Below are 16,838 nucleotides of genomic sequence, written 5' to 3'. Positions count from 1 at the left end.
ACTTTAGCCGTTCTTCTTTCCCGACTTCCGACGTTCGTCTTAGCTGCGCACGACTGCGAAAAAAGCGGAGGCTTCCTCAAGAAATTCGTTGAGTTCTTCAAGCTCACGGTTCTTCCTTTCAAGCTCTTTTATTCGCTTGTTTGCAGCCTGGAGCTGCTGAGCAAGGTTAAGAGATTCTTCGGGCGAGCGAGTGCCCGAGCCTGTATCGATCTCGCCTGCCTTTGCTTTACGCACCCATGTCAGCAAGGTGCTTTTGGGTATACCAAGTTCAGCGACGGCAGCGTTGGTCCCCACCTCTTTAGCTAATTTCACAGCCTGCTTTTTGAATTCGTTGTCATATTTTCTTTCTGCTCCCATGTTTGACACACTCCTTTGGTTTTATTATACTTTGGTTGTTGGGGTTGTATCAAGTTTTATTATACAGCATTACTATGAGGACAACGTATCCGGTAAGATCTCCGATGAACGCTTTACAATGATGTCCGATGGATACGATGACGAACAGAAGAAGCTGAAAGCAAGTGTTGCAGAGCTGAACGCTTTTATTGAGACAGCGGAGCAGAAAACAGCAGATGTGAACTCGTTTATTAAAGTAGTACGAAAATATGAGCATATAACCGAGCTTACTGAGAAGATAGTCATTTATGCTCCCGATAAGAGCAGCGGACACCGCACTCAGGATATTGAGATACACTTCCGCTTCGGCGTTGCAGTTGCTTCTGCTGTTGCTGACAGCAGAGACTACGATAAAAAGAGAAAGGCTGCGTAGGCTATTCTACGCAACCTTTACCTTAATTCTTAAATACTTCTTTTAGAGCGCAACTCTTGTGCAGTCCCTTGTTTTTTTGCAGTGATTCAGTGGAGCTGTATCTGACCGTTGTTCCTGCGTCTGTCCTTTTCGGGGTGCTGACGGTAGAACTCGTTCTTGTCCTCGTACATCTTCGCGTCGGCGGAATCCATGGCGCTGTCGATGTCGATGTCGCCCGAGATCCATTCCGTACCCACCGCAAAGCTCACATCGTCGGTAGTGTCTGCAAGGGCGCGAAGCTGTGCGGTCTGCCGTTCAAAGGCTTCCTCGGTGATGTTCGGGCAGAACACCACGAACTCGTCGCCGCCTGCACGGTATATCTCGTGGTCGCCGAACGCGAGCTTCAGCAGCGAAGCGGCTCTCGAAAGCAGCTTGTCGCCAGCCGCGTGACCTTCGGTATCGTTGACGGTCTTGAGACCGTTCAGGTCGGCAAAGACAAGACCGAAAGTCTCGGGCAGTTTGCTCTTGTCGGATTTCAGCTCTTTTATTCGCGTGTTCATGAAATTTCGGCTGCCCACCTGAGTGAGTTCGTCGATATTGCTTTTGATCTCGAGCTTTGACAGGAGCTGATGATTTGCGATGACTGCGCCGATGAGGAACGAAGTCAGTTCGAGCGTTTCCTTTATGTGCATCATCTTCGTCTTATCGAAATTCGCAGCCCAGATGAACCCGACGACCGTTTGGCTGAAACGCACTGAGTACAGAACGATGCTGTTGATCTTGAAATCACAGAGTGATTCGTACCACAGGGGATCGCGTTCCTTTATCACGCTGAGGTCGTCGAGCAGCAGGCAGTCGCTGCCCGCAAGGTCGTTTTCCCACGCAAAGGCGACCTCGTAGGGTGTACATTTCATCCCCTTTGCGATGATCTCAAGAAGTTCGGGCTGAGTGCCGTACTCGTTGATGAATGTGCATTTGTGTTCACTGCGGTCAACGGTCAGGAGCGAGCACAGTTCCGAACCGCAGACTTTTCTGAGCTCGGCGATAGTCTCGGACATGGACTGTATGAAATCCTGAGTTTCATGGAGCTTGATGCTGATATTAATGACCGCCGCCGAAGTTTCGGCAGAGCGGTGGGACATCGCGTCGGTGTCCATTTCTTTTGAATGGTCGAGAACGTAGAGGACGTACACAGTCCTCGGGCTGTCAGGGGATTCGGGCGTTTCGCCTGTCAGAACAGGAAGATAGAACCCTTTGAGCCAGAACCCGTGGGCGTTCACGTAGGAGTAGAGAGGTTTGCAGGTGCTGCCGCATCTGTAGCAGAAGCTCTCGAAGTTCACATCGGTAAAATAGCTCCGCCAGGGGATACCCGGGTAAAACTTCGGCGCTTTCGGGTTTCTCGCGATTATCGCGGCATTTTTCTTGTTCAAAGCCATCAGCCGAATCTCGCTGAAGCTGCCGTCGGGCATAATGTCGAATGCGTATACGCTCGCCAGACCGATCATGCTTTCTATCCACTGCTGAAAATCCATAAGCCGCACGCTCCTTTACCTGAACTTTACAATTAAATCACAATTCATTAACTTAATTATACACCATTCTTCGGCAAAAATCAATAGATAAATCAAAAAAAGTTTAAATACATTAAGGCTCCGATCTGTTTTCGGGATCGGAGCCCATATTTCTATCGAAAAATGTAAAACAGGATATTGCCGTTAACCGAACACCCTGACGCTGTCGCCCGTCTTGCCGTGGAAAATGATATATCCGCCGACAGGCAGGGGTATCTCGGCAGGCGCGTCCTTAATGTGGGTGGTGTAAACGAGCTCGCCGTACTTGTTGTACACGCAGATAACGCTGTTTTTCGGGCGCTCGGCAATTATCGAGCCGCCGCTCATGTCCTCGCCGATGCGGAACCACTGTTCAGCGTCACATCGTGTATATCAATGTTCCTGAGGTCACGGTTCGTTGATGAGGGAGTTGTGGTATCCTTTTTGATCTTGTGAGCGATCAGAAAGAAAACCGCCGCAAAAGTCACTGCCGAGAAGAAAATGCTGATATAAAGGTACATTTCCGTCTCCGTGGTCTCAATGATCTTTGAGTCATCAACATTGCGGTACGAACAAGCCTTTGAGAAATTATTACCGCTTTTTTCGGCGCATTTCTCGCTGTATTCGCGGTAATCAAAGCTCTCGCTCTTATCGAATATCAAAAGCTCACTCTCGGGGTAGATCGAGGTCAGCAGCATATAGTCGTAATCGGAGATAACGCATTTTCTGCCTATTCCGCCCTCGGCAAGAAGTCCGCATTTATAGAAGCCCGCTATCTCAAAGGGGTAATCCATACCGCCCGCCGTCAGGGTGAAGATGTCTCCGGGCTTGAAGCCGTCGGCGATCTTGAAGTATTCGGGCAGGTAGATCGGGTGCTGGAGCTTTGTGATCTTATCGTCGGACAGCGTTTCGTCCCTGACGAAATCCTCAAAGGCATACTCGGTGCTTTCGGTCACAAGGGTCATGTTCACGGAATGGTTTTCGCCGTTATTACTGTATCAGCGAAATCGACTTTGACGCTTGAAACAATATAATACTATTCCGTGCATCAAACAAGGCATACCACCTTTTCGGCGGTATGCCTTGCTTTTTACCAATCAATGATAGTATCAACGATCTCACGCTGTTCCATAAAAGCATCCGGCACTCGTTTTTTGTACATGACTGTGATTTATTAGCAGAGGGGAAAAGCATTGATTTTACCAGCTTTTCAGAATTATTGTTTTGACTGATAGGCAGTCCTTACGCCGAACATATTGAAATACTCGGACGTAGCCGCGGCGATCATCTCATCGTCATCTATCATCAGGACTTTGAAATTTTCGTTATCCATAACTTCTCCTATCTCTCTCCGATCTGTTAAATAACCGATTTTTACGGAGCGTTTGTCTCTTGGATTTTTATACCAAACCTTATGAAAAAAGTCAATCTGCCGACAATAAAACTGACAAGCAAAGCTGTAAACACACGAGAATTCGCCGTTTTTGTAAAGAAGTGTTGCATTTTGCCCGTAAATATGATAAAATATAAATATGAAGCACCGAACCCCCCGACCGCACCGAAAGGAGAGACCTATGAGGATATTATTCATCGGCGGAACAGGCACGATCAGCATGGCTATCACACGCCTGCTCGCTCAGCAGGGTCACGAGCTGTACCTGCTGAACCGCGGCAGCCGAAACGCAGACCTGCCAGAAAACGTCCGCACGATCATTGCAGACATCAGCTACGAACAGGAGACCGCAGAAAAGCTGGCAGGAATGGACTTCGACTGCGTTGGCGAGTTCATCGGCTTCGTCCCTCAGCAGCTTGAACGTGACTTTCGGCTGTTCGGCGGCAGAACGAAGCAGTTCATTTACATAAGCTCCGCCTCCGCCTATCAGAAGCCGCCGACAAGCTATATCATCACCGAGGAGACTCCTCTTGAAAACCCCTACTGGGAGTACTCGCGCAACAAGAAAGCCTGCGAGGAATACCTTATGGAGCGCTTCCGCGAGGACGGCTTCCCCGTGACGATAGTCCGCCCGAGCCATACCTATGACGAGCGCAGCGTACCTCTCGGAGTCCACGGCAGGAACGGCAGCTGGCAGGTGGTAAAGCGCATCATGGAAGGCAAGCCAGTAATAATCCACGGCGACGGCAGCTCCCTATGGACGATAACTCACAACAGCGACTTTGCAAAGGCGTATGTGGGGCTGATAGGCGACCCGCGGGCAATCGGCGAAGCCTTCCACATCACTTCAGACGAGAGCGTCAGCTGGAACGAGATATATCACGCGATAGCCGATGCGCTGGGCGTTGAGCTGAAGCCCTATTATGTTTCCTCGCAGACCCTTGCCGATATGAGCGATTATGATTTTGTCGGCAGTCTCATCGGCGACAAGGCGAATTCCGTCCACTTCGATAACTCGAAGGTCAGGGCGATCGTCCCCGACTTCAAGGCGGAGATAACTGCGAAAGAGGGCATCCGCAGGACGGTCGAAAACATCCTCGCGCATCCCGAATATCAGCACCCCGACGAGGAATTCGACAGCTGGTGCGACAGGGTCATCGCCGCACTTGAAAAGGCAAAGAAGGACTTTCACTGACATACAATTACAAGGCGCAGAGGCTTTATGGCTTCTGCGCTTTGTGCTGTCACAATATTGTCAGGGATGTACTTGAAAAAAGTCGGATGATATGTTATAATATCCAATGTGCCTTCATACTTACAGGCGAAAAAAAATACATACAGGAGCAGCAGAAATGAAAAAAATAATGATAATCGAAGACGAATCCGCCCTGCGCGACGAGCTTTCAATCATGCTTCGGAACGCGGGCTACGATACGGTCGTTGTGACCGATTTCGAGAACGTATCGGGTCAGATGACCGCCGCGAATGCCGATCTCATCCTGCTCGACATAAACCTGCCGAACGTCAACGGCGAGACACTTTTGCAGGAGTTCCGCAAGGGCAGCGACACCCCCGTCATAATGCTTACCAGCCGCACCACAGAGCTTGATGAAGTGCTGTCCATGAGCTACGGCGCGGACGACTACATCACAAAGCCCTACAACCCGACGATACTACTTCTGCGCATCTCGGCAGTTCTGAAACGCACCGCGAAGGTCAGTCAGGTGCAGAATTATCATGATATCGAGGTCAGCACCGTCAAGGGCAGCCTGTCGCGTGGCGGCAAGGAGCAGATACTCACCAAAAACGAAATGATAATCTTTCAGCTGCTGCTTGACCGACAGGGCGAGATAGTGACCCGTGACGACCTTATGACCGCCCTCTGGGACAACGACGAGTTCGTCAATGACAACGCCCTCTCGGTCAACATCAGCCGCCTGCGTGGAAAGCTCGCGGACATGGGGCTGCCCGACGCCATCGAGACACGCAAGAAACAGGGGTATGTGCTGAAATGAAGCTGACTGATTATATGAAAGACAGGCTTGCGGTGTACCTTATCGCAGGCGGGACATGGGTGCTCGTGCTGATATTTCTGGCGGCGTTCCGCGTTACGGTGCAGGCGGCGGTCATCGTGAGCGTGATACTCTGGCTCGGGATGTTTGCCGCCGAAGCCTGGGGCTTTACCCGTAAAAAGAGCTGGTATGACAAGCTGGAAAACTGTCTCGGCGAGCTGGACAAAAAATATCTGCTCTCTGAAATGGTCAGCGACCCCGACTTTTTAGAGGGGCACATCCTCTATGAGGCTTTGCAGGAGTCCAACAAATCCATGTGCGAGCATATCGCCGAATACCGCCGCGAGAACAAGGAGTTCCGCGAGTACCTCGAACTTTGGGTGCATGAGATAAAGCTGCCTGTCGCGAGTTTGCAGCTGATGTGCCACAACGATGACGGCAATTCGTCAAATCACACCAAATACGCCGAGCAGATAAGGCGCATCGACGACTACATTGAAAACGTCCTCTACTATGCCCGCAGCGGCAACGCCGAGCGCGACTATATCATCAAGCCCGTGTCGCTCAAACGCACCTTTGCCGACATCGCCATCAGGAACCGTGAGGAATTGCTGGAGCGCGGCATTTCGCTCCACACCGAGGGTCTTGACGTGAACGTAATGACCGATGGCAAGTGGCTCGGCTTCATCCTCGGTCAGCTGATGGGCAACAGCATGAAGTATGACGCAACAGAGATCACAGTTACCGCTGAGGACAGCCCCGAAAAAACAGTGCTGCATTTCCGCGACAACGGCTGTGGCATCCCCGCGGCCGACCTGCCGAACATTTTTTCAAAATCCTTCACGGGGGAAAACGGCAGGACTCACAGAAGATCGACGGGCATGGGTCTGTACATCGTGAAAAAGCTCTGCGGAAAGCTGGGTCACAGCGTTTCGGCGGGATCGGTGCAGGGGGAGTTCACCGAGATCTCCATTACTTTCGGCAAAAACGACCTGCATGACGTTGTTTGAGCCAACATTACAAAATTGTAATGTTATGTAAGATTAAAACAGCGACTATCGTTTTCAAGTGTGCTATAATTAGATCATCGAAAGGGCAATGACCCGAAAATAAAGAAAGAAAAGGTGATCTTTTATGAAAAACACAAAAAAGAAAATCAAGAGCATTAGAAAGGCACTCGTTATTTCCTCAGTTACTATGGCAGTATGCATCATCGGCGTTCTGCTGGTCTTGGTGAAGGAAAAGAGATTGGATGCGGCAGGCTGCTCGATACTTGCCTGCAACGCTGCGATCTTCAGCTGCTGCTGCGAAGCACTGAAGAAGGCTGAAGAGGTCTGACGAGTAGGAACAGAAGGAGAATAACGATCATGGAGTTGCTAAACATTCAGCATATAGAAAAGTATTACGGCAGCAAATCGAGCCTTACGAAAGCCATCGACGACATATCTTTCTCGGTGGAAGAGGGCGAGTTTGTCGCGATAATGGGAGCATCTGGCAGCGGAAAGACCACGCTTCTCAACTGCATCTCGACCATCGACCGCGTGACGGCAGGGCATATCAGCCTTGAAAATACCGACATCACCACCCTCAAAGGCAAGGCGCTGAACAAGTTCCGCCGCGAAAAGCTTGGTTTCATTTTTCAGGACTTCAACCTGCTCGACACGCTGACGGCTTACGAGAATATCTCGCTGGCGCTCTCGATTCAGAAAAAGCCTGCTGCTGAGATAGACAAGGCGGTCAAGACGGTCGCCGAACAGCTCGGCATCACCGAGGTCTTGCAAAAGTACCCCTACCAGATGTCGGGCGGTCAGAAGCAGAGGGTCGCGTCGGCACGCGCTATCGTCACCGACCCGAAGCTGGTGCTGGCAGACGAGCCCACAGGAGCACTCGACTCAAAGGCGGCAAGATGCTGCTTGAGCGTTTCAAGTACCTCAACAGTGAGTGCGGCGCCACTATAATGATGGTCACCCACGACAGCTTCACCGCAAGCTACGCAGGCCGCGTCATTTTCATCAAGGACGGCAAGGTATTCCACGAGATAAGCCGCGGCTCCGACAGCCGAAAGCAGTTCTTCGACAAGATCATCGACGTGGTAACGCTGCTGGGAGGAGATGTGAACGATGCTCTGTAAACTCTCCCTCAGTAATATCCGCAAGAGCCTGCGGGACTATGCGGTATACTTTTTCACGCTCATCATCGGCGTTTCGGTGTTCTATGTGTTCAACGCCATAGGCGGACAGGCGGCGATGATGGAAGTCTCGAAGAACCGCAGCGACATCATCGAACTGCTCACGACGATGCTTTCGGGCGTGAGCGTTTTCGTGGCAGGCGTGCTGGGTCTGCTTATCGTCTACGCAAGCCGCTTTCTGATGAAGCGCCGCAACCGTGAGTTCGCCCTCTACATGACCCTCGGCATGAGCAAGGCGAAGATATCGGCGATATTGCTGCTCGAAACGGTCATCATCGGTATCGGTTCGCTGGCAGTGGGACTGGTGATAGGCATAGGGCTCTCCCAGCTGATGAGCGCTCTTGTGGCGAACCTCTTTGAAGCGGATATGACCGCATATCGTTTCAGCTTTTCGGGCGAAGCGATGCTGAAGACCGTGATATATTTCGCGGTGATGTATCTTGTGGTGATGATCTTCAACAGTGCCGTCATCACGAAAATGAAGCTCATTGACCTCATACAGTCGGGAAAACGTTCCGAGCAGATAAGGCTGAAAAATCCCTGGATCTGTGTTGTGATCTTCCTGATGGCGGCGGCAGCGCTCGGCTTTGCCTACTATCAGGTGGGCTGGAATTACAGCGAGCTCTCACGCAGCCGTCTTATAATGTATATCATAACGGGCTGTGTTTCCACCTTCCTCATCTTCTGGTCGGTGTCGGGTATGCTGCTCCGCGTGGTAATGTCCATGAAGAACATCTACCATAAAGGGCTCAACAGCTTCACCTTCCGACAGATAAGCAGCAAGGTCAACACGATGGTGTTCTCCATGACGGTCATCTGCCTGATGCTGTTCGTGACCATCTGCACCCTTGCGGCGGCGTTCTCGATCCGCAACTCGATGAACTCCAACCTGACCGATCTTTGCCCTGCGGATCTCGAACTCACCTACCTCGAATATTCGGACGATGAGATGAAAACTCCTGTCTACGGCGATGTGACCGAGCTCTGCGAAAAGTACGGCTATGACCTTACCGATGAGTTTTCGGACTACGTGCATTTCCACGTTTACGCAGACCGTGATCTTACCCTTGCAGATTCGCTCGGCGGTCATCTGGATGAGACCCTTGAGGAGTTCCGTTTCTTACAGACCGACGTTCCCGAGACCATCATCCGACTCAGCGATTACAATACGCTGATGAAGCTATACGGCAGACAGCCGCTCTCACTCGGTGATGACGAATTCATCGTGCTCTGCGATTTTAAATCCATGAAGGCGCTCCGCGACAGTGCGCTGACGAAGGGCTCCGAACTGACCGTCTGCGGTCACACACTTCGCTCGAAATATGACGAGTGTCAGGATGGTTTCGTGAATATATCTTCACAGCATATCAACGCAGGAATGATAGTCGTTCCCGATACGGCTGTAGATGAAACTTTTGCGAACATGGATTATCTGATCGCGACCTACAAGGGTGGTTCGAGAAGAGAGAACAAGAAAACAGAAAGTACAGTCCGTGACGCTTTTGAAGCGATAACGACAAAAATGACCGACGACTTTGACAACAGCCGTTTCAGTCTTGAACTGAACACAAAGCTCGACATCGCCGAAGCGACAATCGGTCTCGGCGCGATGGTGACCTTTCTTGGTCTATACATCGGACTTGTGTTCCTCATCGCCTGCGGTGCGATACTCGCCCTCAAAGAGCTTTCCGAGAGCGTGGACAGCATCACAAGATACGAGATGCTCCGCAAGATCGGCGTTGAGGAGAGCGATATCTCCAAGTCGCTCTTCCGTCAGACGGGGATATTCTTCCTGCTGCCGCTGGTGCTCGCCGTTATCCATTCGGTGTTCGGCATGAAGTTCGCGGTACAGATATTAGAGGTGTTCGGCACCGAAAAGATGGGTTCGTCCATCGCCGCGACCTCGGTCATGATACTGCTTATCTACGGAGGATACTTCCTCGTAACCTATTTTTGCAGCAAAGGCATAATCAAAGACAGAAAATAACAAAACGGAAATACTATACAAAAGCTTTCAGCCGATGTCCGCCGATCTATTCGGGCATCGGCTGTTTATTTTTTTGCTCAGAACGAGGAAAAACAATCTTGAAAAATAAAAAATCGCCAAAAAGGGGTAGACAATGTTAACAAAAAGTGTTATAATGGTAACATAAAGCGTATTATTTCTTTAATTGAGTATAAAAAGCGGTATGATAGTCCGCGTGGGGGGAGTTTTTTACAGAAAGGGGTTGCTTTTTGTTGAACACGAAAACTGCTAAAAAGATCGCATACGTGGTCAACACCGTCATGCTTTTGATGGTTTTTGGACTGATGGCATTTTTTAAGCTGCTCGATGCTGATTTTCTTGTTTATTTCAGCATCCCGACGGCTTTGGTATACGTGATCTCGTACTTTCTCGTCTATACGGATCATCTGGAGATCTATCTATGGTTCTGCTATTGCTGGCTGGTGCTGTATATGGCGGTGACGACGGTCTTTCTCGGCGAGAGCTACGGTTTTCACCTGTACTGTTTTTCGATGATACCTGTCGTCTATGTGGTGGAATATATGTCGTTCAGGATCGGCAGAAAGGGTGTCAAGGCTCTGTACATCAGCATAATCATCGCACTGATCTACTTTGTGTTCATGAGCTACGTCATGGTCAACGGTCCGATATATGACCGCGGAAAAAAGTACGCGCCCTTCTTCTGGATTTTCAATTCGCTGACGGTCTTCGGGTATCTGGTCATCTACACGAACTATCTTATCCGCAATATCATCAAGTCGGAGAAGAAGCTCAGCGAGATGGCGCACAGAGACCGCCTGACTAAGCTCTATAACAGGCACTATATGCTCGAAAAGCTCTCGGAACTGCCCGAAGGCGGCAAGCCCGATATCCTCGCGATGGTGGATATAGATGACTTCAAGAAGATAAACGATACCTACGGCCATAATGCGGGCGATGAGGTGCTGAAGGTCATCAGCAGCAAAATGACGGCTTCCTGCGAAGGCTGCGTTATTGCAAGATGGGGCGGTGAGGAATTCCTTATACTCTGTCAGGATGACGAACAGCTCTCGCACGAAATGCTCGACAAGATGCGTGCGGGTATCGGCTCGGAACCCGTTGTTTTCGAGGACAGCAGTATAAAGGTCACAATCACGGTGGGTATGTCCCGCAGGAACAGCGGCGACACCATCGACGAGTGGATACATCAGATCGACAAAAAGCTCTACAAAGGAAAAAAGAGCGGAAAGAACAGAGTAGTTGTCTGAATCGGAAAATAATGCACAGCCCTCTTCGGGATCAGCCCCGAAGAGGGTGAAAAATTGCATTTTACCGCCAAAAAACTGTTGACCCCGATGCCACAGTGTGGTATACTGTTATCAGCGGTCAGAATTCCGCAGGAAGGAGTATCGGAAATGAAGTTCGGAGAATTCAGGAAGTATATTTCAAAGATCGACAGGGTGAGCATCTGTAATGCTGAAACTCTGAGTTATGAAAACTATCAGTTCATCAGTCAGGTGCCAGATAAGTTCGATGAGCTGTATCTTTACGGTATCGGCAGGATACAGTCGGAGTTTCCGCTCAGGGAAGCGCTCGATGAGGCTTCCGCACATGGCTATGAGCTTACCGAGGAAAACATGGATAAGATAATTTACGCAAACTGCATCGAGATCATGCTTTCGGAAAAGCCGAGGGATTTCGGGGCTGATGAGAGTGCAGAGGATATCGCTTTCTCATTTTCGTGACGGCTGATCGCAGGTGAGAAAATGGAAGTAATAAACGGTCAGTTCATCATGCGCGGTCTTTCGGAAAACGATCCGCTGAGGATAATGTCTCACAGCGAGCTTGTCGCGTGGGTGAAAGAGATAGGGTTCCTGCCGCTGTTCGCCAATGAGATAGAGGGCTTTTCCGCAGAGGAACACGTCTCTCCGAGGTACTGGTGGACAGGGAACAGAGAGCAAGACCCCTGGGAGTGGCGTGAGATCATCGCGTCAGGCAGGGAAGTCGCCTACGGTAAATTCTTCGGCGGCAAAGCAGGCTTTATCAGCACCGAATGGCTGCCTGTTTTCGCAAATTACAGACGAGGCGGATACGATTTTGATTCGCGCTGGGATGACGGTCTTGCCAACAGGCGCGAAAAGCTTATCATGGATATGCTCACCGAACGAGACAGCGACGGCGACATCATCCGGACAGACAAGCAGATACTTTCATCGGACCTGAAAAAGCTCTGCGGCTTCGGTAAGGGCGGAGAGAAAAATTTTCCGGGTATCATAACAGGGCTCATGATGCAGACCTACCTTACGATAACCGACTTTCACAGGCGCAGGAACAAAAAGGGCGCGGAATACGGTATGCCCGTTTCGGTACTGCTTCCGCCCGAAGCTGTATGGGGTTATGAGCTCGTCACATCTTGCTATGACGAAGCTCCGAGTATCTCACGCGAACGCATAGTCGGGCAGGTGAGAGCACTCTTCCCGAACGCCGACGAGGAAAGCATCGGCAAAGTCATCGGCAAAGCGCCGTAAACTATACAGAAAAAGAGCGGACAGCTTCGCAACTGTCCGCTTTTGATTTGTCACCTTGAGATATACTTGATGAGTTCCTCGCCGTAAACGGTGCGGAACATATCCATAACGCCCGTTGTTGCGTTTCGGAACGGTACGAGGTCGGGGTACACGACGATCATGCCCTTCGCTTCAAGCTCCTTGACGCAGTCCTCTGTCTGCTGTTTGACAAGGCTGCGGTTGAGCTGCTGAGCGTCGGCGGCAGCGTCGGAAATGACCTGCTTATAGTCATCGGAGAGCTGTTCCCATATGTCCTGACGGATGGTCAGCGGCATGGCGTCGTAGCTGTGGTTTGTGACCGAAAGATACTTCTGCACCTCATAAAGTCCGTTGTTGTAGATGACGGGGATGGGATTCTCCTGAGCGTCGAAAACGCCGTCTGTGAGCGCCTGTTTCAGTTCGGCGAAGGGGTAGCTTCGGGGATTTGCGCCGAGCTCGGACATGGTTTCCATAACGATCTGGTTTTCGGGAGTGCGGATGTTCAGCCCGTCCATATCTTCCGCTTTTTCGATGGGACCGATGTTCTCCGAAGTGGTCACGCACCTGAACCCGTTGTCGAAATAAGCGAGAACGTGCATATTATACTCTTCGAGGTCGGCGTTGAGCGCCTGCATCACGTCACTGTCGATGAACGTCCATGCCGATTCAAAGTCACTGAACAGGAACGGCAGAGCGGACACGCCTATCTTCGTAGCGTAGAGCGCGTAGTTGCCTGCGCTCGAAACGGTCATATCCACGGTCTTTTCGATCATGCCGTTGATAAGCTCAGAGTCGCTGCCGAGCTCTCCCGAGGGGTGTATCTCGAACAGTATATCGCCGTTGGTCTTTTCGGTGACGGTCTTGCAGAAGCTGTCGAGGGCGATACCTCGGGGGTCGTCCGCACCCGTGGAATAACCGACCCTGACCGTGAGCGGGTATTCGACCTTTGTCTGCACCTGAGATGTCTGCGGATCGCTTTCGATGGATGATGGGCTGCCGCTGTCTTTCTGACAGCCCGACATCAGCAGGAGCGAGACCGACAAAAGCAGTGCTGTCATCTTTTTATTCATTCTCCTGCTCCTCTCCGCTGTACAAAGCATACATATTCTTTCCGCTGCCTTTGACCTTGTAGAGGGCGCTGTCTGCGTTTCGGTACAGCTCCTCATAATCTCTGCCGCTTGCGGGGTAGAGCGCAATGCCAACACTGACAGACACGCTGACCGATGCCCCGTGAGCGGTATATTCCTTGTTCATTTCGGTGCATATCTTCTCCGCGGTCTTCTCGACCGTTTCGATATTGCCGCCGCAGCGAAGGAAAGCCGAGAATTCGTCGCCGCCTATCCTTCCGACGCTTTCACGGCTGCCGAAGATCTCCGACAGCTTGTCGGCAGTGTCTACGAGCACCTTGTCGCCCATGACGTGCCCGAGATTGTCGTTTACGGATTTGAAGTCGTCGAGGTCGATGATGAACATGGCAAGTCCGCTCTTTCCCTTGTCCATCTCCTCGCAGAAACGTGTGCGGAAAGTGCCTTTGTTGAGAATCCGCGTGAGCGAATCGGTGGACGCTCTCTCGGAGATGATGTCGGCTTTTCTGAGAAGTCTCGCTATGAGAAGCAGTATGATAAGGAATATTGTCAGAACAGACCCAACAGCAAATCCCACGTATACCGTTATCTCGGTCGTCAGATCTGTCACGGTCGTTTCGGGAAGTATCGTGATAAAATACCAGTCGTGCAGTCCGATGGGGACTATCTCTGCGATGTAGTTTTTGTCATGTCTCTCGACATACAGCGTCCTGGCTTTTTCGTTTGCAGGCATTTTCTGTCGGGGAATGAAGTCTTTCAGGTCGCTGCTCTGCTCGTCGTTTCCGCCGAAAGTCGAGTGAGCAAGAATCTTCCCCTCCGAGCTGACAACGATGTTTGACGTGGTTTTGGACATACTGATCGAATCAATGATCGAGTCGATGGTGTCTGTCGTGAAGGTTCCGTAAATAACGCCTGCGGCAGTACCGTCCTTGATGATCGGAACTGCGAGCACGAGCACTTCATCGCCGTCCTCGTCGATGATCGTGGATTCCGATATGGCGTTGTGACCCTGCATAGCCTCGCGGTAATAGCCCGAGAGGTAGATATTGCCCGAGGATGTTCCGTTGTAGTTTATCGTAGCGCCCGAGGAATTAGCCACGCCGATATTCTTGAAGCCTCCGATACCCTTTGTCGAGAGTATGGTCCTCTTCATCGAGTTATAGTCGGAAAGGTCGATGGTCCGGAAATACCTTGCCTGCGATTCAAGCATCGTCAGCTGGTCATCGAGCTTTGTGTAGAATACTTCCGAAACGGTATTCGCGTTTTCAACAAGATGCGCTTCCTCTGTTTCGCGCAGTGTGGCGTTCAGGTAGTGTCTGAACACTAAGAACACCGCAATCAGCAGTATGAGCATCACCACGACCACGATGGTCGTATGGAGATGCGTCGATCTTATCTTCTTCATTTCTGACCCCTGTTATAGTTCGTGATTTAGAAATAATTTATGTAACTGTATTAATATGTTTTGAAATAATAAACAGAATTTGTCCGTATATTTTCTACTCTATTAATTATACTAAAAAACCGCTCCTTTGTCAATGACTTTTTGAATAAAAAATAAATAAACGTAAAAAAGGAACAGTCTGTGTGACTGTTCCCAATAAATACCTATATTCTGAATGTGATGACGAACGCCTTTGTGAAGCCGCTGCTTCCCGATACCGTGCAGATCTTTCCCTTGTGGCGTTCGATGATGCGCTTTGTTATCGCAAGACCCAGCCCTGTACCGTGGTCGATGGTGCGGGCGGTGTTCTCGGTCACGAACGGCTCGAAAATATCCAGCCCCTCGGGAAGCGGAGAACCGCTGTCTTCTATCCTGACCAGAGCTTTGCCGCCGTCTTTTGCGACAGATATGCGCGCCTTTATGCCGTCGGGATTGTGCTTGTAGACATTCACGATGAGGTTTGAAACTGCGCGTTTCAGCTCCTTCTTGTCGGCGCTGATGGTCACAGTCTCATCGGGGATATCTATGTCGAGATCGATCTTGTGTTCCTCGATGTCGCAGTAATTCTCCGCGATGATATCCCTCACGACAGCACAGAGATCTACCTGTTCCATCACAGGCTTGTAGCCCGAAGTTCCGAGCTTCGAGTATTCAAACAGCGTATTTACCATGTCGTTCATGCTGATGGATTTGCGGTAGATTATATCGAATATCTCCTGCTGTTCTTCTGGTCTGACCTTCCCGTCGGAAAGTGCCTTTGCAAAGCCCTGCACCGAAGTCATGGGAGTTTTCAGGTCGTGAACTATCGCGGCATAAGTCAGGTCTTTTTCCTTCACCTGCCGCTCGCTCTCTTTTCTGACCGCCTTTCGGGTCATCAGATAGAAAATGAACGCGCTCGTCACATAGATGATTATGTCCGACATAAGCCACAAAAACGTAAAGATCATCGCAGCCTTTGAAGACTTGTCGAGCCTTTCGAGCTGTATGTTCGCAAAGGTATTCTATGTTGTTTGAGATGACCGTGGCAAAAAACGTCACCGCCAGAAATGATAACATTATTTTCTTGCGGAGCTTTGCCATCCCGTTTTTATTCTTCATAACGATATCCCAGCCCTCTTATTGTCTTGATGTGTTCTGCACCGATCTTGTCGCGAAGACGGCTGATTATGACGCGGATGGTGTTGTCATCCACCGCGCTGTCGGAATACCATGCGCTTTCGTATATCTGTTCCTTCGTGAAAACACGTCTCGGCTGTCCCATCAGTAGTTCGAGCACCTTGAATTCCGCCATCGTCAGTTCAATGGTCTTGCCGCCGCTGATGACGCTGCACTTGTCAAGGTCAAGCGAAACGCTGCCTACGGTTATAAGGTTCTTCACCTCCGCTTTCTGCGAGGTCGAGCTGAGTCTGCGAAGCTGTGCCTTGACCTTCGCGGCGACTTCCAGCGGCTCGAAGGGTTTTGTGATGTAGTCATCGGCGCCGAGATCGATGCCGAGCACTCTGTCCGACAGTGTGATCTTTGCGGAAATGACCATCACGGGGATATACCTTTCCAGGCTGCGTATCTTTTTAATCACCTGATAGCCGTCGATCTTCGGCATCATGATATCAACGAGCGCAAGGTCGATGTCGTTTTCAGCGATGATATCGAGCGCCTGCTGACCGTTATTCGCCTCAAGGATCGTCACGCCGTCCGATTCAAGGTATATTTTCAGCAGTTTCACTATCTCTTTTTCGTCATCTGCAATAAGGATCTTTGGCATTTTCGTCACTTCCCCTGATATTTGTAAGTTTTTTCCTTTATTATATCACAAAACCAAACATTTGGCAAGTCACCTGCTTTTCGGTTGTTATCATACTAATCCATCACCCTTAACGGTACTATCGAT

The 16,838-nt window shown here is 50.4% G+C and carries 16 protein-coding genes and 2 pseudogenes; 10 read left to right on the top strand and 8 right to left on the bottom strand.

The features are described from left to right. Positions 1 to 39 precede the first annotated feature (39 nt). Positions 40 to 357 (bottom strand): transposase, encoded by a 318-nt coding sequence (locus BT142_RS09660; RefSeq protein ID WP_072417984.1) that lies wholly within the window; start codon positions 355 to 357, stop codon positions 40 to 42. A 73-nt stretch (positions 358 to 430) separates the two neighbouring features. Between BT142_RS09660 and BT142_RS09655 the strand changes: the two are divergent. Next, a pseudogene (locus BT142_RS09655) lies at positions 431 to 769 on the top strand (DUF4368 domain-containing protein); the annotation flags it as partial. A gap of 86 nt (positions 770 to 855) precedes the next feature. On the opposite strand, the gene BT142_RS09650 reads toward BT142_RS09655, so the two are convergent. The 3 genes from BT142_RS09650 to BT142_RS09640 all read right to left on the bottom strand — a co-directional run bounded on the left by BT142_RS09650 (position 856) and on the right by BT142_RS09640 (position 3,269). Further along, complete coding sequence (locus BT142_RS09650) at positions 856 to 2,280, bottom strand: sensor domain-containing diguanylate cyclase (protein WP_072417983.1); 1,425 nt, start codon at positions 2,278 to 2,280, stop codon at positions 856 to 858. A 183-nt stretch (positions 2,281 to 2,463) separates the two neighbouring features. Further along, entirely contained in the window at positions 2,464 to 2,646 is a 183-nt protein-coding gene (locus tag BT142_RS09645; RefSeq protein WP_072417982.1) for a hypothetical protein, read from the bottom strand. Then, entirely contained in the window at positions 2,643 to 3,269 is a 627-nt protein-coding gene (locus BT142_RS09640; RefSeq protein WP_072417981.1) for a hypothetical protein, read from the bottom strand. Before BT142_RS09640 ends, BT142_RS09645 begins: the two co-directional genes overlap by 4 nt. A gap of 603 nt (positions 3,270 to 3,872) precedes the next feature. On the opposite strand from BT142_RS09640, the gene BT142_RS09635 reads away from it, so the two are divergent. The 9 genes and pseudogenes from BT142_RS09635 to BT142_RS09595 all read left to right on the top strand — a co-directional run bounded on the left by BT142_RS09635 (position 3,873) and on the right by BT142_RS09595 (position 12,403). Then, on the top strand, positions 3,873 to 4,886 hold the full coding sequence (locus BT142_RS09635) for an SDR family oxidoreductase (protein WP_072417980.1): 1,014 nt from the start codon (positions 3,873 to 3,875) through the stop codon (positions 4,884 to 4,886). 157 nt (positions 4,887 to 5,043) lie between these two features. After that, positions 5,044 to 5,706, top strand: a complete 663-nt coding sequence (locus BT142_RS09630) for a response regulator transcription factor (RefSeq protein ID WP_072417979.1) — start codon at positions 5,044 to 5,046, stop codon at positions 5,704 to 5,706. Next, entirely contained in the window at positions 5,703 to 6,713 is a 1,011-nt protein-coding gene (locus BT142_RS09625) for a sensor histidine kinase (protein ID WP_072417978.1), read from the top strand. Before BT142_RS09630 ends, BT142_RS09625 begins: the two co-directional genes overlap by 4 nt. Before the next feature lie 124 nt (positions 6,714 to 6,837). Then, positions 6,838 to 7,041, top strand: a complete 204-nt coding sequence (locus tag BT142_RS09620) for a hypothetical protein (RefSeq protein WP_072417977.1) — start codon at positions 6,838 to 6,840, stop codon at positions 7,039 to 7,041. Positions 7,042 to 7,070: 29 nt separating this feature from the next. After that, positions 7,071 to 7,834: pseudogene (locus tag BT142_RS09615) on the top strand (ABC transporter ATP-binding protein). Further along, positions 7,824 to 9,878, top strand: coding sequence for an FtsX-like permease family protein (locus tag BT142_RS09610; protein WP_072417976.1), 2,055 nt, complete (start codon positions 7,824 to 7,826; stop codon positions 9,876 to 9,878). The pseudogene BT142_RS09615 and the gene BT142_RS09610 overlap by 11 nt, the downstream one beginning before the upstream one ends. Positions 9,879 to 10,126: 248 nt before the next feature. Beyond that, positions 10,127 to 11,143 (top strand): GGDEF domain-containing protein, encoded by a 1,017-nt coding sequence (locus BT142_RS09605; RefSeq protein ID WP_242871955.1) that lies wholly within the window; start codon positions 10,127 to 10,129, stop codon positions 11,141 to 11,143. A 147-nt stretch (positions 11,144 to 11,290) separates the two neighbouring features. Further along, entirely contained in the window at positions 11,291 to 11,620 is a 330-nt protein-coding gene (locus tag BT142_RS09600; RefSeq protein WP_072417975.1) for a hypothetical protein, read from the top strand. Positions 11,621 to 11,641: 21 nt separating this feature from the next. Next, complete coding sequence (locus BT142_RS09595) at positions 11,642 to 12,403, top strand: AlkZ-related protein (protein ID WP_072417974.1); 762 nt, start codon at positions 11,642 to 11,644, stop codon at positions 12,401 to 12,403. A gap of 50 nt (positions 12,404 to 12,453) precedes the next feature. Here BT142_RS09595 and BT142_RS09590 read toward each other — a convergent pair whose 3' ends face one another. The 4 genes from BT142_RS09590 to BT142_RS09575 form a co-directional block, all read right to left on the bottom strand. Then, entirely contained in the window at positions 12,454 to 13,491 is a 1,038-nt protein-coding gene (locus BT142_RS09590; RefSeq protein WP_072417973.1) for a TRAP transporter substrate-binding protein, read from the bottom strand. Beyond that, on the bottom strand, positions 13,484 to 14,911 hold the full coding sequence (locus tag BT142_RS09585; protein ID WP_072417972.1) for a sensor domain-containing diguanylate cyclase: 1,428 nt from the start codon (positions 14,909 to 14,911) through the stop codon (positions 13,484 to 13,486). Before BT142_RS09585 ends, BT142_RS09590 begins: the two co-directional genes overlap by 8 nt. Positions 14,912 to 15,114: 203 nt before the next feature. Then, positions 15,115 to 15,873 (bottom strand): sensor histidine kinase, encoded by a 759-nt coding sequence (locus BT142_RS09580; protein WP_072417971.1) that lies wholly within the window; start codon positions 15,871 to 15,873, stop codon positions 15,115 to 15,117. Positions 15,874 to 16,037: 164 nt separating this feature from the next. After that, positions 16,038 to 16,712: a response regulator transcription factor gene (locus BT142_RS09575; RefSeq protein WP_072417970.1), complete on the bottom strand. Its 675-nt coding sequence runs from the start codon at positions 16,710 to 16,712 to the stop codon at positions 16,038 to 16,040. Between the last annotated feature and the right edge of the window lie 126 nt (positions 16,713 to 16,838).

It is taken from the genome of Ruminococcus sp. YE71, from assembly GCF_900119155.1.
Taxonomy (GTDB): Bacteria; Bacillota; Clostridia; order Oscillospirales; family Ruminococcaceae; genus YE71.
This window is presented reverse-complemented; position numbering and strand designations above follow the sequence as displayed.